The organism is Methyloversatilis sp. (assembly GCF_030696805.1).
Taxonomy (GTDB): domain Bacteria; phylum Pseudomonadota; class Gammaproteobacteria; order Burkholderiales; family Rhodocyclaceae; genus Methyloversatilis.
This window is the reverse complement of the sequence record NZ_JAUYRO010000019.1, coordinates 58,112-76,812: the sequence shown is the minus strand read 5'-3', so window position 1 is coordinate 76,812 and position 18,701 is coordinate 58,112. Positions and strand designations below refer to the sequence as shown.

Below are 18,701 nucleotides of genomic sequence, written 5' to 3'. Positions count from 1 at the left end.
TCGTCGTCTGTTGCCCGACGCGCCAATCATGCGGCACCGCACAAAACCGGCTGCGATGCGCCCTTTGACGTCATTTCCGCCGCAAAGACCGTGTGTACAAGGCCCGGAAGTGGGTGTTCTCCCGTACAGACAGCAGGGTCTGGCACGATTTACGCTTAGAGTTGTGCACTGCACCACGCAGAACAAACCCACAAGGTTCCACCCCATGTTCCGTTAGTCGATTCATCACCGCCGGGCTTCATCCACTGCCCGACGGTCCGCAAGGAGATCATCATGCGCATCCCGGGATTGCTGTTGATGCTGTTGTTTGCCACCGGCGCCCAGGCGAGCGCCGAGCGCTACATACAGCTTTCGATGCACATGGTGAAAATCCTTGCCGCGGCACCTGATGGCCGCATCAACAGCGGCACCGGCGTGCAGCTGGACGCGAAACACGTGATCACCAACTGCCATGTCGTCGGCCGCGCGCAGAACGTCATCGTCGCGCGCGGCAGCACTGGCGTGCCGGCGCAGGCGCGGTCGGTCGATACCCGGCACGACCTGTGCTTGCTGAGCATCGCCCAGCCGATTGCGCGCCCGGTCGAAGTGTCGTCGTCGCGCACGCTGAAGGTCGGCGACGAGGTGCATGCCATGGGATTTTCAGGCGGCAAGGCGCTGTCGATGAGCGTCGGGCGGGTGACCGCACTGCACGAGATGGACAACGCGGCGGTAATCGAAACCGACGCCCAGTTCCAGCAGGGCGCATCCGGCGGCGCACTGTTCGACGCCGAAGGCCGACTGGTTGGCGTGCTGACCTTCTTCATTCCGGGCATGAAGCGCCATTTCGCCGTGCCGACCGAATGGATGCAGGCCGGACTGGACAATGCACAGGACGTCGAGTTGCCGGTCGCCGCCACGACGCCGCCCTTCTGGGCCGCAGCCGAAGCGGACAAGCCCTTCTTCCTGCGCGCCATCCAGCACGAGAACGATCAGGAATGGGACCGCCTGCAGGCCGTCACCCAGGAATGGGTTGAAGCCGAGCCGCGCAATGGTGCGGCGATCGAAGCCGCGGTGCGCGCCAGTCGTCTGCCGCCGCGCTGACTGCATACGAAAAAATCATCAGGTTAAGCGGGGAGAACCAGTGGTTGGCGATTCGGAGGCCGGTGCAGGTCGTCGACGCTGTCCACCCGCGGTTCCCCCGCGGTTCCCCGTTTCGTAGCCCTTGCGCGACATCGCCTCACCCAAGCTTTCTAGCGACGCGACGTCCTGGAAAACCCTGGGCCGCCACACGACAGGCCCTTGTCGTGGATGCGGAAGATCAGCACCTTCTACGGGTCGGCCAGCGCCTCCGCCCCCGTGACGCGACCGACCCCGACCATCGCGCCCAGCTCGCTTTCCGACGGCATCCGGCTGTGCCGCGGCCAGGTGACATCGAAGATGCGCTGGCGCAGATGCCCGGTCAGCTGCGCATGGAGCGGCGACGGTGCATCGGGCCGCAGGCCTGCCAGACCTGACGTGCCCTGCCTCCTGAATCTGGCTCGAATGGCAGGTACTGACGGTCAGCTCAACGCCGCCAGCGCTGCCTCCGGCGCCTTGTCCAGCACCTTCAGCAAGGCCTTTGCCGCCCCGGTCGGGCTGCGCTTGCCTTGCTCCCAGTTTCTTATCGTTTCGAGCGGCACATTGATGCTCGCGGAGAACTCGGCCTGGCTCAGACCGAGACGTTTGCGCACGCGGCGGACAAACCTGCCAGCATCCTGCAGTGACAGCGCGTCGTCGACCGCAGCCTGCGCAGTGATGTCGCCCTCGGTTGTTGCATCCACCCGCTCGGCATCAATGCGCCCCTGCTTCAGCGACTCAGGCTCGGCAGGGTCAATCGTCACTCGTATTGTCTTCATAGCGTCGAACTTCCCTCTGATTGGCCTTGCGGGCGGAGATGATGCGGACTGCCGCGCCACGCGGCGTGTAGATGACGATGAATATGCGCGACCCGACCTTGCCCATCAACTGAAAGCGCGCCTCGCCATAGCTGTAGCGGGTGTCAGCCTCGACCCTGCGATCCGGATCGAAAAATGCCCTCGCGGCGTAAGCAAAATCAAACCCGCGCTCCCGAAAACAGGCATTGTTTTTGGCTTCGTCCCACTCAAACTCCATGGGCCGATGGTAGTTCATTGGCCGACCCAGGACAAGGATATTCAGGCCATGTTTACGGCAGTCCCGCTTGGGTTAGCCGCATTCTTCACCTACACGTACGAACCCACCCTTGATGGCGACGATTCAGGCCTTCGGGGAACGGGGGCAGTTATCTATTGCTCGTCGTACATGTCGGAGCACTACGAAGAGCTGTTCGGCCACGGCGTGGCCTGCGTGTTCGGTCCGGGGGCACGCCGATCCCGAACGCGGCGAAGGACACGCGGGACGCGATCCGGGCGAAACTTGCTGTGCCATCGCCTGCGGGGCAGGCTCCTACGAACAACAGTGCGGTTTTGCCTTTCGCAGGAGCCTGCCCCGCAGGCGATCGAATCGACGACCGCGCACCAACCGTGAGCAGGACAGGAACACCTTCCCGTAGCGGAAGGCGGCGCCGATGAATTCGGCGGCACGCCGCCCGAAGCATCCAGGGCAGACAATCTCCGACCAGGCGAAGGCGCGACGAACCAAAAAAAAGCCGTGCCGGATCTCCGGCACGGCTTTTTCAGTTCATTGAATGCTCAGCGTGCCTGTTCGACCTGCTGCACCTGAGCTACCGATACCGTCGGGTTGGCGGCACTGACCGCGGAACCGGTCGCCGACGGCAGCAGCGGCACGATCAGCAGCGCGACGATGTTGATGATCTTGATCAGCGGATTGACCGCCGGACCGGCCGTGTCCTTGTACGGGTCACCCACCGTGTCGCCGGTCACCGCGGCCTTGTGCGCCTCGGATCCCTTGCCGCCGAAGTGACCGTCCTCGATGTACTTCTTCGCGTTGTCCCACGCACCGCCACCGGTGGTCATGGAAATCGCGACGAACAGACCGGTCACGATGGTGCCCATCAACAGACCGCCCAGCGCCTGCACGCCGGCTTCCGGCCCCATCAGGAAGGCCATGCCGAAGGCCACGATGACCGGCACCAGCACCGGCAGCAGCGACGGGATCATCATTTCCTTGATCGCCGCCGCAGTCAGCATGTCGACCGCCTTCGAATAGTCCGGCTTGGCCGTGCCTTCCATGATGCCGGGGATTTCCTTGAACTGGCGGCGCACTTCGACCACCACCGCTCCGGCCGAACGACCCACCGCCTCCATCGCCATGGCGCCGAACAGGTAGGGAATCAGGCCGCCGATGAACAGGCCGATGATGACCGCCGGGTTGGCCAGATCGAAGGTGACGCTGTGACCGACCGCCTCAAGCGCGTGCGTATAGTCGGCGAACAGCACCAGTGCGGCCAGACCGGCCGAGCCGATGGCATAACCTTTGGTGACCGCCTTGGTCGTATTGCCCACGGCATCCAGCGGATCGGTCACCGCACGCACCGAAGCAGGCAGATCGGACATTTCGGCGATGCCGCCGGCGTTGTCGGTGATCGGACCGTAGGCATCGAGTGCGACGATGATGCCGGACATGCTGAGCATGGACGTCGCGGCGATCGCGATGCCGTAAAGACCGCCCAGCGTGTAGGCGGCCCAGATCGCAGCGCACACCGACAGCACCGGCCAGGCGCACGACTTCATCGACACGCCGAGGCCGGCGATGATGTTGGTGCCGTGACCCGTGGTCGACGCTTCCGCGATGTGGCGCACCGGCTTGAATTCGGTGCTGGTGTAGTACTCGGTGATCACCACCATCAGCCCGGTCAGCGCCAGACCCACCAGGGCCGCGAGGTAGAGCCGCATATGCGCGCCACCGTCGATGCCCATGACGGCGTTCAGCGCGTCGTCGGGAATCAGCGCGGCGGTCAGCGGATAGAAGGCGATGGTCGCCAGCACCCCGGCCACGATCAGGCCGCGGTACAGCGCGCCCATGATCTTCTGCCCCGGCTTCGCCTTGACGAAGATGCAGCCGATGATGGACGCGATGATCGAAAAGCCGCCCAGCGCCAGCGGGTAGATCACTGCCGCCTCGGCATTGGATTTGAGCAGCAGCGAGCCGAGCAGCATGGTGGCCACGATGGTCACCGCATAGGTTTCGAACAGGTCGGCCGCCATGCCTGCGCAATCACCGACGTTGTCGCCCACGTTATCGGCGATCACCGCCGGGTTGCGCGGGTCGTCTTCCGGGATGCCGGCTTCGACCTTGCCCACCAGATCGGCGCCGACATCGGCACCCTTGGTGAAGATGCCGCCACCGAGACGCGCGAAGATCGAAATGAGCGACGAACCGAAGCCCAGCCCGATCAGCGGATGGATGATCTGATCGATCGTCGCGTCGTGCGCGGCCGAGCCTTTCAGGATCGCGTAGTAGCCTGCCACCCCCAGCAGGCCCATGCCGACCACCAGCATGCCGGTGATGGCGCCGCCGCGGAAGGCGACGTCGAACGCTTCGGAAATGCCCTTGCGCGCGGCTTCCGCCGTACGCACATTGGCGCGCACCGACACGTTCATGCCGATATAGCCGGCCGCGCCCGACAGCACTGCGCCGATGACGAATCCGGCGGCGGTCGAGGTGCCGAGCGTGAGCCACAGGACAACGGTGAGGACGGCGCCGACGATGGCAATCGTCCGGTACTGCCGGTTCAGATAGGCCTGGGCGCCCACCTGCACTGCATCGGCAATTTCGCGCATGCGCTCGTTGCCGCTGGGTTGAGCAAGAATCCACTTGCTGGATACGGCGCCATACGCAATGGCGACCACGGAACACACGAGCGCGAATATCAGACCGGACGACAACATCACCCCTCCCCCCTTGTTTTACTGCGCCAGATGGACATCCCGCCGAAGCAGGACATCCGAAAGCTGCAGCGATCTTGTGGATCGCCGGGCGCCGCCTCCCCGGCTGCTGCCCTGGTAAATCGGCAGCCCGCGGGTGAGCGGGCTGCAACAAGCGGTTGCACGTGGTCTGTGTCAGCCTCCGAATGCGGGCAGCACAGCCGCCACACTTTCGTTCTTCAGGCTCACGTAGGCCGGCAGGCCGTCGACATAGGGCGGATAGTCCTCGCCCGCAATCAGCGGCTGCAGGTATTTCCGGCAGGCGTCGGTGATGCCGAAGCCGTCTTCGGAAATGAAATCCCTGGGCATCATCTTTTCGTGGTTGGCCACATCCGCGAGCTGCACGACGCCGATCTCCCATTGGTAGGGACTGTCGGCGGTGCGCACGATGGCAGGCATCACGGCATTGCGTCCTTCGAGCGCCAGTTCGACTGCGCGGCGACCCAGTGCATGGGCTTGCGCAGCATCGGTAGCAGACGCGATGTGGCGGCCGCTGCGCTGCAGGTAGTCGGGCAGCGCCCAGTGATACTTGTGACCGAGTTGCGCCTTGATCAACTCGGCCACCTGCTGGCCGACGCCACCCAACTGGGCATGGCCGAACGCGTCACGCGTGCCCGATTCGGCCAGCAGCTTGCCGTCAGGCCCACGCAGGCCTTCCGACACCGCGATGGCGCAGAACTGGTGTTCGCGCACGCAGGCATCGACACGTGCCATGAAGGCGGCTTGATCGAAGGGGATTTCGGGAAACAGCAGGAGGTGCGGCGCATCGCCTGCATTGCGCGCAGCCAGTCCGGCTGCCGCGGTGATCCAGCCGGCGTGCCGGCCCATCACTTCCATGACGAATATCTTGGTCGACGTGCGCGCCATCGACGCGACATCGAGTCCGGCTTCCATCATCGACACGGCGACGTATTTCGCCACCGAACCGAAGCCGGGACAGTTGTCGGTGCCGACCAGATCGTTGTCGACCGTTTTCGGCACACCGACGCACACCAGCGGGTAATTCAGGCGCTCGGCGATCTGCGACACCTTCCATGCGGTGTCCATCGAGTCGTTGCCGCCGTTGTACAGGAAGTAGCGGATGTCATGCGCCCGGAACACATCGATCAGCCGCTCGTAGTGCGCACGGCTTTCGTCCAGTCCCTTCAGCTTGTAGCGGCAGGAGCCGAAGGCGCCGCCCGGCGTGTGACGCAGGGCAGCGATGGCCGAGTCGCTTTCGAACGATGTGTCGATCAGGTCTTCGTGCAGCGCACCGAGTATGCCGTTGCGCCCGGCAAATACCTTGCCGATGCGACCGCCCTGCTCGCGGGCAGCCTGGATGACACCGCAGGCGGTGGCGTTGATGACGGCGGTGACGCCACCGGACTGCGCGTAAAACAGGTTTGCGGGCATCAGTGTCAGCGCAGTGCCTCAAGTGCGCGCTTCATCACCTCGTCCACCGGACCGACGCCCGAGATGGCGCGGTACTGTGGTGCGCCCGGCTCGCCGCGCTGGGCCCAGCCGGAGTAGTAATCGACCAGCGGACGCGTCTGCGAGTGGTACACCTCGAGACGCTTCTTCACCACTTCTTCGCGGTCGTCATCGCGCTGTACAAGCGGCTCGCCGGTTACGTCGTCGATGCCTTCGACCTTCGGCGGGTTGAACACCACATGATAGGTGCGGCCCGACGCCAGATGGGCGCGGCGGCCGCTCATGCGGGTGATGATGTCCGAATCGGGCACCTGGATTTCCAGCACGAAGTCGATCGCCACGCTGGCCTGTTTCATCGCGTCGGCTTGCGGAATGGTGCGCGGGAAGCCATCGAACATGTAGCCGGCCTTGCAGTCGTCGGCCAGCAGGCGGTCCTTGACCAGCCCGATGATGAGGTCGTCCGACACCAGGCCACCGGAATCCATCACCTTCTTGGCTTCGATGCCGAGCGGTGTGCCGGCCTTCACCGCGGCACGCAGCATGTCACCGGTCGAAATCTGCGGAATGCTGAAGCGTTCCTTGATGAAGGTGGCCTGAGTACCTTTGCCGGCGCCCGGCGGGCCCAGAAGAATGAGGCGCATGTCCGCTCCTGATGTGGTGTTGTTGTCGGGGTTGATGTGATGTCCGGATTATTCTTTTGCAGGCCGCACCGGCTTCTTTACCGTCTGATGTCAGCGGGCGCGAACTTACCGCCAATGTGCGGCGCGGTCAAACCGCAGTGCGTCACGCAACGCCGCTGGCGAACAGCGCACGCATGCGCGCCAGATCGTCTTCGGTATCGACGCCGGCGTGTGGCATGGCGACATTGCCGACGACGCGGATGCGGTGACCGTGCCACAGGGCGCGCAACTGTTCCAGCGCCTCGCACTGCTCGGCTGCCGCCGGCGAGAGGCGGGCGTTCTTCTGCAGGAAGCGCACCCGGTACGCGTAGATGCCGATGTGGCGCTGCGCATCCAGACCGGGTGGCAGCACGTCGCGCGAGACGGCAAATTCGTCGCGCGCCCACGGGATCGGTGCGCGCGAAAAATACATCGCGCGGCCCTGCGCATCGCACACCACCTTCACCACGCCGGGACTGAAGAAATCAGCCGCCTCCGTGATGGCGCTGCTGGCGGTCGCGATCGATGATTCGGGATCCTGATCGAGCGCCAGTGCGACGGCACGGATCAGGTCCGGATCGATCAAAGGTTCGTCGCCCTGCACATTGACCACCACGGTCGCGGGTGACCAGCCCAGTTGCTCCGCGACTTCGGCGATGCGGTCGGTGCCGGTCGAGTGGTCGCTGCGTGTCATCACCGCCTGGAAACCGTGCGCCGTGACCGCGGCGGCGATGCCTTCATGATCGGTCGCCACCACCAGCGCGTCGGCGCCGCTGCGCGCCGCCTGCTGCGCGACACGCACGACCATCGGCATGCCACCGATGTCGAGCAGGGGCTTGCCGGGAAGGCGGGTCGAGGCGAAGCGGGCGGGAATCACCACCTTGAACATGATGAGCGCCTCAGATCGACGCCGTACCGCGACCCGGCGCCGCGTCGCGCAATGCGGCCACTTCGTCCTCGGTCATTTCGCGCGCTTCGTCTTCCAGCATGACCGGAATGCCGTCGCGGATCGGGTAGGCAAGGCGGCTCGCCTTGCACTGCAGCTCGTTGCGCGCACGGTCAAGCACCAGTGGTCCCTTGGTGACCGGGCAGACGAGAATTTCAAGTAGTCGGGGGTCCATTCTTCAGCTCCGCAAGGCGGTCGGATACCCGGGCCGCCAGATCAGGATCGAGGTGTGCCTCGACCGGCAATACCCACACAGGGGTGTCCGACAATCCGTAACATTTTACCGCGTCCTTCTCGGTCAGCAGCAAGGCATCGCAGTCCTCAAACGTCAGGTCCCGGGCCGAATACGCGTGATGATCGGGAAACGGATGCGCAACGAACGTCAGTCCGAGTGCGCGAAGGTGGTCGAAGAAGCGCGCCGGCTCGCCGATGCCGGCCACGGCGTGCAGACGCAGACCTTGCAGGTCGGCGACACCTGCGCTGTCCCCGGGATGGCCGAGACGATGGAAGCGTTCACCCTTCAGATGCATCGAAAAACGCGGCGGGCCGGTCACCGGTGCATCCGGCGTGCCATTGAGCACCTGCGCAAACACCTGTGCCAGACGCGATGGCGGTTCGCGCAGCGGGCCGGCCGGCAGATGAAATCCGTTCATGACGCCGCGCCGGTCAAACACCGCGATCTCGATATCGCGCGCCAGTGCGTAGTGCTGCAGACCGTCGTCGCACAGCACGACGTCGCACTGCGGATGACGGGCAATTGCCGCGCGGGCGACCTCCGCACGGCGACGTCCGACCCACACCGGCACGCCGCTGCGCCGTGCCAGCAACAGGGCTTCATCGCCGCAGCGCGCCGGGTCATCGTCGGGCGCCACCTCATGCACACCGTGCACCGCCCCGCCGTAGCCGCGCGACACGATGAGCGGCCGGTGACCGCGAGCCGTCAGCGCCCGGGCGAGGTAGAGGGTGAGCGGGGTCTTGCCGGCACCGCCGGCAATGATGTTGCCGATGACCACCACGGGTACCGGCAGCCGGTCGGCGCGAAACACGCCGGCGCGAAAGCCGGCCCGGCGCAGCGTGGTGACCAGCCGGTACAGAAGGGACAGCGGCCACAGCAGCCAGGCCAGCCACCCGCGCCGTTGCCAGGCTTCGGGCAGCGCCCGCGCTGCGCTCATCGACCGGCCGGCGCGTCGGACTGGGTGGCGAAGGAAATACCGGCGATGCCGGCTTTCTGCGCAGCCTGCATGACATCGATCGACGACTGCAGCCGGGCGTCGCGGTCCGACGAAATGATCACCACCGGATCGTCCTTGCCCGACGCAGCACCCGCCAGGGCACTGCGCAGCCGTTCGATGTCTCCGGCAGGCACCGGCTGACGATCGACCAGAATGTCGCCACGCGCAGTGATCATCACATTGATTTCGCGCGCTACCGGCTCGGCCTCCGGCGCCTGCGCGCTGGGCAGCGTGATTTCGAGGCCGGCCGTTTTCGAATACGTCGTGGACACCATCAGGAAGATGAGGATGACCAACAGTACGTCGATCAGCGGAATCAGGTTGATTTCCAGCTCTTCGCGTGCCCGTCCGCGTCGGAAGTTCATCTGGGCGCCCTACTTCGCCGAACGCTCGCCATGTACGACTTCGACCAGCTTGATCGCAAGCTGCTCCATCTCGACCACGAAGTCATCGACCAGACCGCGAAAATAGCGGTGGAAGATCAGTGCCGGTATCGCCACCAGCAGGCCGAATCCGGTGTTGTACAGCGCGATCGAAATGCCACTGGCGAGCTGTTGCGGATTGCTGCCGGTCGCCGTCTGCGAAGCGAAGATTTCGATCATGCCGACGACCGTTCCGAACAGCCCCATCAGCGGTGCGGCTGCGGCGATGGTGCCCAGCGTGGTCAGATAGCGCTCGAGGTGATGCACCACCGAACGCCCTTCTTCCTCGATCGCTTCCTTCATGATTTCGCGCGGGTTGCGCACGTTGCGCAGGCCGGCTGCCAGCACGCGGCCGAGCGGCGAGTGGGCAGCGACGCGGCGTATCATGTCGGCGTTCGGCAGACCGCCCTTCAGGTCGGCCAGCACCGAATCGAGTAGCGCCGGAGGCACCACCTTGCTGCGTCGCAGGCTTGCCAGACGTTCGAATATCAGCGCCAGGGCAATGATGGACGACGCAATCAGCGGCCAGATGGGCCAGCCGGCCGCCCGGATGATGTCAAACACGTGCGCTCCCCTCGTCAGCAAGCGGCGAACTGTAGCCTGCGACATCAGCCGGGGCAACCCTGACCCGATGTGTTTGCGCATCGCAGCATGCCGTCGGACGGGGTTATCCACAGAACTTGTGGATAACCGTGTGGGTAGCGGCTGGCCGACGGCGACAAAGCGCGCCCGGTACAGGCGTTTTTCTTGCAGCGATCAAAAATTAAGCTTCGATGACAGCGTGGTGAACGATGGTTTCTGAATCACCGATGCCGGGCAACGGCTCCGGCATGCCGGTTTCCGAACTGGTGCGACGCGCCCGGCTGACGCTGGAGCGCAGCTTTCCGGTGCTCTGGGTCAGCGGCGAACTGTCGGGGGTGACGCGGGCTGCATCGGGGCACCTTTATTTTTCGCTGAAGGACGAACTGGCCCAGGTGCGCTGCGTCATGTTCCGCAACCGCAGCCAGTTGCTGCCGTTCGAAGTGCGCGCCGGACTGCGCGTCGAGGTACGCGCACAGGTGTCGCTGTACGAGGCGCGCGGCGACTTCCAGCTGACCGTCGATGCGATGCGCCCGGCCGGCCCGGGGGCGCTGCACGACGCCTTTCTGCGCCTGAAGGCAAAGCTGGAACAGGAAGGCCTGTTCGACGCCGCGCGCAAGCGGCCGCTGCCAGCGCTGCCAGCCCGGCTGGCCGTGGTCACCTCGGCGTCGGGTGCCGCACTGCGCGACGTGCTGATCACGCTGGCACGGCGCGCCCGACATGTCGAGGTGACGGTGCTGCCCTGTCTTGTGCAGGGCGCGGATGCGCCAGCGCAGATCGCCGCCGCCATCACGCGGGCCGGGCGCCTCGGTTGCGACGTCCTGCTGCTGGTGCGCGGCGGCGGATCGGCGGAAGACCTGGCCGCCTTCAACGACGAGGCGGTGGCGCGCGCCATCGCCGCCTGCCCGATGCCGGTCGTCACCGGGGTCGGGCACGAAACGGACTTTTCAATCGCCGACTTCGTGGCGGACATGCGTGCCGCCACGCCGACCGCCGCCGCCGAGCTGGTCAGCGCCGGCCACGTCGAGGCGGCCGCCCGGCTGATCGGACTGGCGCAGCGGCTGGCCCGGGCCATGCGCGCCCGTGTCGAGCGACGCGGCCAGCGGCTCGACGACCTGTCGTCGAGACTGCATGCGCCGGCACGACAACTGACGCGGGCAGGTGAGCGTCTGCATGCGCTGCACGCGCGCATGCGCCGCGCCCGCGAGGTCAGCCTGGCGCAGCAGCGCCGCCACACCGATGCCCTGACGCAGCGCCTGCACGACAGACGCCCCGATCTCGCGCGCCGTCAGGCCGCACTGCTGCGGCTCACCGAGCGGCTGCGCACTTCGGCGCGCTGGCTGCTTGAAACCGCACGCCACCGCAGTGGTCTCAACGCGGCGCAATTGGCTCAACTCGATCCAGGTGCCGTGCTGGCGCGCGGCTTCGCCATCGTGCGCGACAGCGAAGGTCGCATCGTGCGCGACGCCGCTACGCTTGCAGCCGGGCAAGGTCTCGAACTGCAACTGGGACGTGGCGCGGCCGGCGTGACGGTCAATCGCGTCGACGCACCGGCTGCCGCCGATGAAACACCGCGCACCTGAGACCCGGCACCTGAGGGAGCCCTTCTGCCTGCAAGCTTTGCCTTGTGCTGGGACTTGGGCAACCCTAAACTTGATAACCTGATTTTGAACTGACACGACTGGGAGACACCATGGAACACACGCTGCCCCCGCTGCCTTACGCGCTCGACGCTCTGGCTCCGCACATTTCGCGCGAAACCCTCGAATTTCATTACGGCAAGCACCATCAGACCTACGCCACCAACCTGAACAACCTGATCAAGGGCACCGAGTTCGAAAACCTCGATCTGGAAGCCATCGTCAAGAAGGCACCGGCTGGCGGCGTATTCAACAACTCCGCACAGGTGTGGAACCACAGCTTCTTCTGGAGCAGCATGAAACCCGCAGGCGGCGGTGCGCCGACCGGCGCGCTGGCGGCAGCCATCGATGTCAAGTGGGGCAGCTTCGACGAATTCAAGAAGGCGTTCAAGGCGTCGGCGGTCGGCAACTTCGGCTCCGGCTGGACCTGGCTGGTCAGAAAGCCGGACGGCTCGCTGGACATCGTCAACACCAGCGGTGCCGGCACGCCGCTCAATTCCGACGCCAAGCCGTTGCTGACGCTCGACGTGTGGGAACACGCCTACTACATCGACTACCGCAACCGCCGCCCGGACTTCGTCGATACTTTCCTCGCCAGTCTCGCAAACTGGGACTTCGCTGCGAAGAACTTCGCGGCCTGACCGCCCGCCGGAGCTTGCCTCCGGCATGCGACGCCGATGCGCGCTGCCTCGTCCGGCCCTGGCCGGGCGGGACAGCGCGTTTTTCATGGCTTCACCCATCCACCCGAGGAGCAACAACATGACGCAGTGGAGAACAGCCGGGCCGAACGAGGCCTTCACGCCGGAAGAAATCGACGCCCGCCTGAAGGGCGAGCTGCCGAAGTGGTATTACGAGGACGGCTGGATACGCCGCAAGTACAAGACCAGCGGCTGGAAGGGCACATTGATGGTCGTGAATACGGTCGGTCATCTGGCCGAAGCGGCTTTTCACCACCCGGATCTCGCGGTGTCCTACGCCTTCGTGATCGTCAAGCTGATGAACCACGAAGCCAAGGGTGTGACCGAGCGCGACTTCCAGCTGGCGAGGAAGATCGAAGAGGTCGTCATGTGGCAGCCCGCGCTGACGGAAGGCTCGGCGCTGGCCGGCACGCCTGACGACCCGCGCTTCAAGTACATCAAGTACGACTGAGTGAGCGGACCGGTTCTGCGCGTCGAGCGCCATGACGCGATCGCCGAGCTCGACGCGGCGCAGTGGGACGCACTGACCGGCGGCCACGCCACGCTGTCGCACGCGCTGCTGGACGCTTTCGAAAGTTCCGGTTGCGTCAGCGAAGCATCCGGCTGGCAGCCGGACCACCTTTCGATCCACGAGGGCGGGCGACTGATCGCCGCGCTGCCCGGCTACCGCAAGTTGCACAGCTATGGCGAGTACGTGTTCGATTGGTCATGGGCCGAAGCGCTTGAACGGACCGGGCGCCCCTACTACCCCAAGCTGCTGAGCGCCATTCCGTTCACGCCGGTGCCCGGCCCGCGGCTGCTGGCGCGCGACACGACGGCGCGCACCGCGCTGCTCGACGCCTGGCTGGCCCATGCGCGCGACAGCGACGTGTCGTCCGCCCACCTGCTGTTCCCGGATGCTGACTCATTGGCCGCGCTCCGGCATACGTCGCTGCTGTTGCGCCAGTCGGTGCAGTTTCATTGGTACAACGCCGGCTACGACAGCTACGAAACCTTCCTGTCGTCGCTGGCGCGCGACAAGCGAAAGAAGATCCGGCAGGAGCGGCGCCGCGTGGCCGACGCCGGCGTGACGCTGCGGCGCATCGACGGACCGGACATCCGCGACGCCGACCTTGCGCTGTTCTTCAAGTGCTACAGCAATACCTATCGCGTGCGCGGCCAGCGCCCCTATCTGAACTTCCGCTTTTTTGAGTTGCTGCGCGAACGTGTGCCGCATGCGCTGATGCTGGTTGTGGCAGCTGCAGGCGGGCGCGACATCGCCTGTGCACTGAACCTGCGCGACGACAGGCGGCTGTATGGTCGTTACTGGGGCGAGCTCGAACATCGGCCCTGCCTGCACTTCGAGGCCTGCTACCACCAGGGCATCGAATATGCGATCGAGCGCAAGCTTGAGGTGTTCGAAGGCGGCGCCCAGGGCGAACACAAGATGGCACGCGGTTTTGTGCCGGAAACTACCTGGTCGGCGCACTGGCTGCGCGACGCGGATTTTGCCGAAGCCGTGGCGCGCTACCTGGAACGGGAGCGCGCCGGCGTGGCGCTGCACATCGACGAACTCGAAGAGCGCACGCCCTACCGACAGGCGGTGTGAGCGTGCGTTGGGCGACCGGGGTGAGCCGACATCGAATCGCAAGCCGCCTTCGATTCAAAGTCGGCCGATACTAGAACGCCGGCTTGTCTGCCGCTGTCTGGTAGGCGTCGACACCCGACATGATTTCGCGCTTGGCATCTTCGATGTCGCCCCAGCCCTGAACCTTGACGAACTTGCCGGGTTCCAGATCCTTGTAGTGCTCGAAGAAGTGCGAAATCTGGTCCAGCAGGATCTGCGGCAGATCGCGCGGGCTCTGCACCGAGCGGTACATGGGCGTGAGCTTGTCCACCGGCACCGCCAGCAGCTTGGCATCTTCGCCGGCTTCGTCGACCATCTTCAACATGCCGATCGGGCGGCAGCGAACCACCACGCCAGGCGGCAGCGCGAACTGCGCCAGTACGAGCACGTCGACCGGATCGCCGTCGCCGGCGATGGTGTGCGGGATGTAGCCGTAGTTGCACGGGTAGTGCATCGCGGTCGACATGAAGCGGTCGACGAAGACGGCACCGGACTCTTTGTCCACTTCGTACTTGACCGGGTCCGAATGCATCGGGATTTCGATGACCACGTTGAAATCGTTGGGCAGATCCTTGCCCGACGGAACTCGTTCCAGACCCATGTCTCGCTCCTTTTGAAAAGCCCGCGATTATAACGATTGTTGCGGCGCAACAGAAGATACCTCCCGCGACACGACATCCAGTGTCACATGGGCCAGCGTCGCCATGGCACCCAGTTCATGCCGCAAACGGTCAGCATCCAGCTCCGGCGCGCCCGCGAGCGTCAGCAGCAGCGCATGGCGCCCCGGGGCAAGCAGCCAAAGGTGCAGGTCGAGCGCGCGCACGCCGTGTCGTGCGAGGCAGGCGTGGATGTCGTGCATCAGATGACTGTCAATCTGACGATCCAGCAGCACGCCGGCACTCTCGCCGGCCAGTCGCCAGGCCCAGCGCAGGATGAGCACGCCGCCGAGCGCCGCCATGACCGGGTCCAGCCAGGCCATGCCGGCCCACTTGCCGGCAATCAGCGCCACGATGGCGGCGACCGACGTGATCGCGTCGGCCACCACGTGAATATAGGCGGCGCGCAGATTCTGGTCTGCGTGCCCGTGCGCTTGCTCGTCTCCGTCATGGTCATGGTCGTGGTCGTGGTCATGATCGTGGCCGTGCAAAAGCCATGCGCTGAGGAGATTGACGACCAGCCCGAGCACCGCGACCGCGAGCGCTTCGTCGTAATGGATGACATGCGGCGCCTGCAGCCGCGACGCCGCCTCGTACAGCATGGCAAGCGCAACACCGGCGAGCAGCAGGCTGGACGAGTAGGCCGCCAGATAGGACACCTTGCCCGGTCCGAAACTGTAGTGCGCCTGACCGGCATGCCTGCGCATATACATGTACGCAAATGCGCTGATGCCCATGGCGGCCACATGCGTCGCCATATGCCAGCCGTCGGCCAGCAACGCCATCGACCCGGTCAGATGGCCGGCGACGATTTCCGTCAACATGGCGATCGCACTCAGCCACAGCACATGGCCGACCGCCCTTTCAGCCTGACGTTGCGAAACCAGGAAGTCGGGCTGACGTGTCGGGCAGGACGACACGTTCGTGTCCTGTACGTCGCGGTGAGGTGTGTTCATCGGGCGATTGTAGGGTGCGACGCTGACCCTGTGACATCGCGCTGATGCGATTGCTGCCCGGCGTGGTGAGCACGCAGTGCAAACCGGTTGGCCGGGTGTGTCGCACGCGCGCGCAGCGAACGCTTGACACAGGAACGGCGTTCTGTATTAATACGAACCATTCTCATTCTTATTTGTTTGTTGGCACATGAATACGCCTGCACTTCCGCTGCCGCAGACACCCGCCAACGCATCCGTCGCGTCACCCGATCCGTCGCCGACGCTCGATTCGGCAACGCTGCTGGGTGGCCGCAAGCAGGTTGCCATCAGTCACGGTGGCGAGCTTTACTCATTGCGCCTCACGCGCAACGGCAAGTTGATACTTACCAAATAGGGTCGCCATGTACATCTGTCTGTGCGAACCGGTCACCGACCGGGACATCAAGGCCGCGGTCAGCACCGGTTGCCGCAGCGTGCGGGACGTGGCAGGACAGCTTGGCTGCTGCCGGGATTGCGGCAAGTGCGTGCGCGCCGCAAAGGAAGTGATCGACGCCGCCCGGGCAGATCTGAGAGCGCTTGTTGCGCACACGCCGCTGGCGTCTGCCTGCGCCGCCTGAAATTGATGCTGTGCAACACAATCGTTCGTGTGGCCTAGAATACGATCAGGCGTCACGCCAGTGACACCGCCTGAACAGGAGACGGCACATGAAGGGCGACAAAAAGGTTCTGCAGTATCTGAACAAGCAGCTGGTGAATGAACTGACGGCGATCAACCAGTATTTCCTGCACGCTAAAATGTACAAGAGCTGGGGCCTGAAGCAGCTTGGCGACCACGAACACCACGAGTCGATCGAGGAAATGAAGCATGCGGATGCGTTGATTGAACGCATTCTTCTGCTCGAAGGCCTGCCCAACCTGCAGGATCTGCACAAGCTGCTGATCGGCGAGAACGTGCCGGAAATGCTGGGCTGTGACCTGAAGATCGAGCACATATCGCACACGACGCTGAAGGAAGCGATCGCCTGCAGCGAAACGGTTGGTGATTACGTGTCGCGCGACCTGTTCCGTTCGATCCTGGCGGATACCGAAGAACATATCGACTGGCTGGAAACCCAGATTGATCTGATCGACAAGATGGGATTGCAGAATTACACGCAGGCCGCGATGGGAGAAATCGGCAGCTGAGCTGCCTTTCAGAGGGGCGGGATGGGTAATAGCAGCCCGCCGCTCCCTTCCCGTCACGACTACGGCCCTCAACCGACGTTGAAGTAGCACTGATGTTCCTTCCCACAATGCCTGCCGTGACGTTGCCCGCCCGCCCCTTGATGGCCCCTGTCCGCCGGTCGTCACCCGTATGCGCGCCATGAGCAGCGCAGCGCTTGCGGGTGGTGCCGGAACGCTGCCACCGCATCTGCCACCCGCCTTCCGCCTTGCTGCGACGCCGGATACCCGGTCGGGCCGGTGGTCCGGCCTGCCCGATGCCGGCGCGCCGGCGCGCATCTTTTCATTCGGCACCGTACTGCTGCTGCATGCCCTCGCGCTGTTCTGGCTGATGCACGTCCAGCTGCCGCTGCCCAGCGCGCCCGCCACCCTCATGCTGGCGACGCTGATTGCGCCGGAACCGCTGCCGATGGCTGAGATCGAACCGGTGCGCGAGCAACCGAAGGTGGAGCCCGAGCCGCCGAAGCCGGTCACCAGACCGGTGCCCCGGCGCAAGGAAGTCGTACTGCCGAAGCTGACTGCAGCAGCAGATTCGCCGAGCGCCGAGAGCGCCCCGGTACAGGAACCTGCGCCGCCGGAACCGGTTGCGATCGACGCCGTACCCGCGGCCGCGCCGGCGCCCGCCGCAGTCACGGCAGCACCAGTGGCCGCCGCTCCACCATCGGAACCGCCGCGCTTCGACGCCGCCTACCTGTCGAACCCGAAACCGGCCTACCCGATGCTTTCGCGCCGTAGCGGAGAAGAAGGCCGGGTGATGCTACGGGTGATGGTCGAGGCAAACGGCCTGCCATCGAAGGTCGATATCGAAAAATCGAGCGGCTACCCCCGACTGGATGAGGCTGCGCTGGAAGCGGTGCGCAAGTGGAAGTTCGTGCCGGCACGGCGCGGTACCGAAGCCGTTGCAGAATCGGTTCTGGTGCCGCTCAGCTTCGGCCTGCCGCGATGATTTGACCGGCGCAACCGCTGGCGTACACTGCGCGGCGATCCTTTTTTGCACTATGGCTTTGAATCTGGCTTCACATGGAGAGTCTTGATGAATGAATCACTGGGTTTTGCGCACTTCCTGTCGAACGCGGATGCTGTCGCAATCACCATCGTCGTGCTGATGGCGCTCGCCTCCATCGGCACCTGGTTCCTGATCGTGCTCAAGGGCATCGTCGCACTGCGCCAGCGCAGTGCCAGCGGCCAGTTCATGGACCGCTTCTGGAACGCATCGTCACTGGAAGACGTGGCGCGCGACATGCGTTCCAATGGCGTCACCGACCCTTTTTCGCATCTGGTGCATGAGGGTTTCAGCGCAATCGAAACGCTGCGCAACGGCAAGGCAGGCGCGCGCGGCCTGATCGCCACCGGCAGCGCCGACGAATTCCTGACCCGTGCGCTGAAGCGTTCGATCGAACGCGACCGCAGTCGCATGGAGTACGGCCAGACCTTTCTCGCATCGGTCGCGTCAAGCGCGCCCTTCATCGGTCTGCTGGGCACGGTGTGGGGGATCTATCACGCGCTGCTGGCGATCGGCATGTCCGGTCAGGGCACGCTGGACAAGGTGGCCGGCCCGGTCGGCGAGGCGCTCATCATGACCGCCATCGGTCTGGCCACCGCCATCCCGGCGGCGCTGGCATTCAACTTTTTCGCCCGTTCGACGCGCAATGTCATGGCCGAACTGAACAGCTTCGCGCACGACGTGTTCGTCATGCTGTCCACGGGCATCAAGGACGTCGGCACGAATGATCCGAAAGCCACCGGCGACCGCGTGCTGTCGCTGGTCGAGCACGGCCGCGACGCCGCGCGTCCGGCGCACTGAGCGGGAGCAC

22 protein-coding genes are annotated in these 18,701 nt (G+C 64.8%); 10 read left to right on the top strand and 12 right to left on the bottom strand.

Annotation, left to right across the window (positions count from 1 at the left end; genetic code table 11):
* Positions 1-273: 273 nt before the first annotated feature.
* On the top strand, positions 274-1,080 hold the full coding sequence (locus Q8R75_RS02665) for a serine protease (RefSeq protein ID WP_305612272.1): 807 nt from the start codon (positions 274-276) through the stop codon (positions 1,078-1,080).
* A 458-nt stretch (positions 1,081-1,538) separates the two neighbouring features.
* Here the strand turns inward: Q8R75_RS02665 and Q8R75_RS02655 are convergent, their stop codons facing one another.
* From Q8R75_RS02655 to Q8R75_RS02610, 10 genes are all read right to left on the bottom strand, one after another.
* Complete coding sequence (locus tag Q8R75_RS02655) at positions 1,539-1,874, bottom strand: helix-turn-helix domain-containing protein (RefSeq protein ID WP_305612274.1); 336 nt, start codon at positions 1,872-1,874, stop codon at positions 1,539-1,541.
* Positions 1,849-2,148 (bottom strand): BrnT family toxin, encoded by a 300-nt coding sequence (locus Q8R75_RS02650; protein ID WP_305612276.1) that lies wholly within the window; start codon positions 2,146-2,148, stop codon positions 1,849-1,851. The genes Q8R75_RS02655 and Q8R75_RS02650 overlap by 26 nt, the downstream gene beginning before the upstream one ends.
* A gap of 539 nt (positions 2,149-2,687) precedes the next feature.
* On the bottom strand, positions 2,688-4,847 hold the full coding sequence (locus tag Q8R75_RS02645) for a sodium-translocating pyrophosphatase (RefSeq protein ID WP_305626142.1): 2,160 nt from the start codon (positions 4,845-4,847) through the stop codon (positions 2,688-2,690).
* A gap of 171 nt (positions 4,848-5,018) precedes the next feature.
* On the bottom strand, positions 5,019-6,275 hold the full coding sequence (locus Q8R75_RS02640) for a 6-phosphofructokinase (RefSeq protein WP_305612279.1): 1,257 nt from the start codon (positions 6,273-6,275) through the stop codon (positions 5,019-5,021).
* A gap of 5 nt (positions 6,276-6,280) precedes the next feature.
* The gene (gene adk / locus Q8R75_RS02635) at positions 6,281-6,934 is read right to left on the bottom strand and encodes an adenylate kinase (RefSeq protein WP_305612280.1); all 654 of its coding nucleotides are present in this window, start codon (positions 6,932-6,934) and stop codon (positions 6,281-6,283) included.
* A 142-nt stretch (positions 6,935-7,076) separates the two neighbouring features.
* Positions 7,077-7,841, bottom strand: a complete 765-nt coding sequence (gene kdsB / locus Q8R75_RS02630) for a 3-deoxy-manno-octulosonate cytidylyltransferase (RefSeq protein WP_305612282.1) — start codon at positions 7,839-7,841, stop codon at positions 7,077-7,079.
* 10 nt (positions 7,842-7,851) lie between these two features.
* On the bottom strand, positions 7,852-8,073 hold the full coding sequence (locus Q8R75_RS02625; RefSeq protein WP_305612284.1) for a Trm112 family protein: 222 nt from the start codon (positions 8,071-8,073) through the stop codon (positions 7,852-7,854).
* A complete protein-coding gene (lpxK, locus tag Q8R75_RS02620; RefSeq protein ID WP_305612285.1) occupies positions 8,054-9,070 on the bottom strand; it encodes a tetraacyldisaccharide 4'-kinase in 1,017 nt (338 codons plus the stop codon). Before lpxK ends, Q8R75_RS02625 begins: the two co-directional genes overlap by 20 nt.
* Positions 9,067-9,495, bottom strand: a complete 429-nt coding sequence (locus Q8R75_RS02615) for a biopolymer transporter ExbD (RefSeq protein WP_305612287.1) — start codon at positions 9,493-9,495, stop codon at positions 9,067-9,069. The genes lpxK and Q8R75_RS02615 overlap by 4 nt, the downstream gene beginning before the upstream one ends.
* A 9-nt stretch (positions 9,496-9,504) precedes the next feature.
* A complete protein-coding gene (locus tag Q8R75_RS02610) occupies positions 9,505-10,116 on the bottom strand; it encodes a MotA/TolQ/ExbB proton channel family protein (protein ID WP_305612289.1) in 612 nt (203 codons plus the stop codon).
* A gap of 227 nt (positions 10,117-10,343) precedes the next feature.
* Between Q8R75_RS02610 and xseA the strand changes: the two genes are divergently transcribed.
* From xseA to Q8R75_RS02590, 4 genes are all read left to right on the top strand, one after another.
* Positions 10,344-11,714, top strand: a complete 1,371-nt coding sequence (xseA, locus tag Q8R75_RS02605; RefSeq protein ID WP_305612291.1) for an exodeoxyribonuclease VII large subunit — start codon at positions 10,344-10,346, stop codon at positions 11,712-11,714.
* A 110-nt stretch (positions 11,715-11,824) separates the two neighbouring features.
* Entirely contained in the window at positions 11,825-12,412 is a 588-nt protein-coding gene (locus Q8R75_RS02600) for a superoxide dismutase (RefSeq protein ID WP_305612292.1), read from the top strand.
* Between the two features lie 118 nt (positions 12,413-12,530).
* Positions 12,531-12,920 carry a 4a-hydroxytetrahydrobiopterin dehydratase gene (locus Q8R75_RS02595; protein WP_305612314.1) on the top strand — a complete coding sequence of 130 codons (390 nt, stop codon included), beginning with the start codon at positions 12,531-12,533 and terminating at the stop codon, positions 12,918-12,920.
* Positions 12,921-14,057 (top strand): GNAT family N-acetyltransferase, encoded by a 1,137-nt coding sequence (locus tag Q8R75_RS02590; protein ID WP_305612293.1) that lies wholly within the window; start codon positions 12,921-12,923, stop codon positions 14,055-14,057.
* A gap of 70 nt (positions 14,058-14,127) precedes the next feature.
* On the opposite strand, the gene ppa is transcribed toward Q8R75_RS02590, so the two are convergent.
* Positions 14,128-14,676, bottom strand: coding sequence for an inorganic diphosphatase (ppa, locus tag Q8R75_RS02585; protein WP_305612295.1), 549 nt, complete (start codon positions 14,674-14,676; stop codon positions 14,128-14,130).
* Positions 14,677-14,703: 27 nt separating this feature from the next.
* Positions 14,704-15,687 carry a CDF family Co(II)/Ni(II) efflux transporter DmeF gene (dmeF, locus tag Q8R75_RS02580; protein ID WP_305612297.1) on the bottom strand — a complete coding sequence of 328 codons (984 nt, stop codon included), beginning with the start codon at positions 15,685-15,687 and terminating at the stop codon, positions 14,704-14,706.
* A 187-nt stretch (positions 15,688-15,874) separates the two neighbouring features.
* Between dmeF and Q8R75_RS02575 the strand changes: the two genes are divergently transcribed.
* The 5 genes from Q8R75_RS02575 to Q8R75_RS02555 all read left to right on the top strand — a co-directional run bounded on the left by Q8R75_RS02575 (position 15,875) and on the right by Q8R75_RS02555 (position 18,691).
* On the top strand, positions 15,875-16,060 hold the full coding sequence (locus tag Q8R75_RS02575; RefSeq protein WP_305612299.1) for a hemin uptake protein HemP: 186 nt from the start codon (positions 15,875-15,877) through the stop codon (positions 16,058-16,060).
* A 7-nt stretch (positions 16,061-16,067) separates the two neighbouring features.
* Complete coding sequence (locus tag Q8R75_RS02570; RefSeq protein WP_305612301.1) at positions 16,068-16,283, top strand: (2Fe-2S)-binding protein; 216 nt, start codon at positions 16,068-16,070, stop codon at positions 16,281-16,283.
* Between the two features lie 88 nt (positions 16,284-16,371).
* Positions 16,372-16,851 carry a bacterioferritin gene (bfr, locus tag Q8R75_RS02565; RefSeq protein ID WP_305612302.1) on the top strand — a complete coding sequence of 160 codons (480 nt, stop codon included), beginning with the start codon at positions 16,372-16,374 and terminating at the stop codon, positions 16,849-16,851.
* A 178-nt stretch (positions 16,852-17,029) separates the two neighbouring features.
* Entirely contained in the window at positions 17,030-17,833 is an 804-nt protein-coding gene (locus Q8R75_RS02560; protein WP_305612304.1) for an energy transducer TonB, read from the top strand.
* 87 nt (positions 17,834-17,920) lie between these two features.
* Positions 17,921-18,691: a MotA/TolQ/ExbB proton channel family protein gene (locus Q8R75_RS02555; RefSeq protein WP_305612306.1), complete on the top strand. Its 771-nt coding sequence runs from the start codon at positions 17,921-17,923 to the stop codon at positions 18,689-18,691.
* The last annotated feature ends 10 nt before the right edge of the window (positions 18,692-18,701 follow it).

Bases quoted from the DNA above. Each gene is read 5' to 3' on its own strand.
- Q8R75_RS02655 (WP_305612274.1), bottom strand. From the start codon at position 1,874: ATGAAGACAATACGAGTGACGATTGACCCTGCCGAGCCTGAGTCGCTG.
- lpxK (WP_305612285.1), bottom strand. From the start codon at position 9,070: ATGAGCGCAGCGCGGGCGCTGCCCGAAGCCTGGCAACGGCGCGGGTGG.
- adk (WP_305612280.1), bottom strand. From the start codon at position 6,934: ATGCGCCTCATTCTTCTGGGCCCGCCGGGCGCCGGCAAAGGTACTCAG.
- Q8R75_RS02575 (WP_305612299.1), top strand. From the start codon at position 15,875: ATGAATACGCCTGCACTTCCGCTGCCGCAGACACCCGCCAACGCATCC.
- Q8R75_RS02595 (WP_305612314.1), top strand. From the start codon at position 12,531: ATGACGCAGTGGAGAACAGCCGGGCCGAACGAGGCCTTCACGCCGGAA.
- kdsB (WP_305612282.1), bottom strand. From the start codon at position 7,841: ATGTTCAAGGTGGTGATTCCCGCCCGCTTCGCCTCGACCCGCCTTCCC.
- Q8R75_RS02645 (WP_305626142.1), bottom strand. From the start codon at position 4,847: ATGTTGTCGTCCGGTCTGATATTCGCGCTCGTGTGTTCCGTGGTCGCC.
- Q8R75_RS02650 (WP_305612276.1), bottom strand. From the start codon at position 2,148: ATGAACTACCATCGGCCCATGGAGTTTGAGTGGGACGAAGCCAAAAAC.
- xseA (WP_305612291.1), top strand. From the start codon at position 10,344: ATGGTTTCTGAATCACCGATGCCGGGCAACGGCTCCGGCATGCCGGTT.
- dmeF (WP_305612297.1), bottom strand. From the start codon at position 15,687: ATGAACACACCTCACCGCGACGTACAGGACACGAACGTGTCGTCCTGC.
- Q8R75_RS02570 (WP_305612301.1), top strand. From the start codon at position 16,068: ATGTACATCTGTCTGTGCGAACCGGTCACCGACCGGGACATCAAGGCC.
- Q8R75_RS02555 (WP_305612306.1), top strand. From the start codon at position 17,921: ATGAATGAATCACTGGGTTTTGCGCACTTCCTGTCGAACGCGGATGCT.
- ppa (WP_305612295.1), bottom strand. From the start codon at position 14,676: ATGGGTCTGGAACGAGTTCCGTCGGGCAAGGATCTGCCCAACGATTTC.
- Q8R75_RS02665 (WP_305612272.1), top strand. From the start codon at position 274: ATGCGCATCCCGGGATTGCTGTTGATGCTGTTGTTTGCCACCGGCGCC.
- Q8R75_RS02560 (WP_305612304.1), top strand. From the start codon at position 17,030: ATGAGCAGCGCAGCGCTTGCGGGTGGTGCCGGAACGCTGCCACCGCAT.
- Q8R75_RS02615 (WP_305612287.1), bottom strand. From the start codon at position 9,495: ATGAACTTCCGACGCGGACGGGCACGCGAAGAGCTGGAAATCAACCTG.
- Q8R75_RS02640 (WP_305612279.1), bottom strand. From the start codon at position 6,275: ATGCCCGCAAACCTGTTTTACGCGCAGTCCGGTGGCGTCACCGCCGTC.
- Q8R75_RS02600 (WP_305612292.1), top strand. From the start codon at position 11,825: ATGGAACACACGCTGCCCCCGCTGCCTTACGCGCTCGACGCTCTGGCT.
- bfr (WP_305612302.1), top strand. From the start codon at position 16,372: ATGAAGGGCGACAAAAAGGTTCTGCAGTATCTGAACAAGCAGCTGGTG.
- Q8R75_RS02625 (WP_305612284.1), bottom strand. From the start codon at position 8,073: ATGGACCCCCGACTACTTGAAATTCTCGTCTGCCCGGTCACCAAGGGA.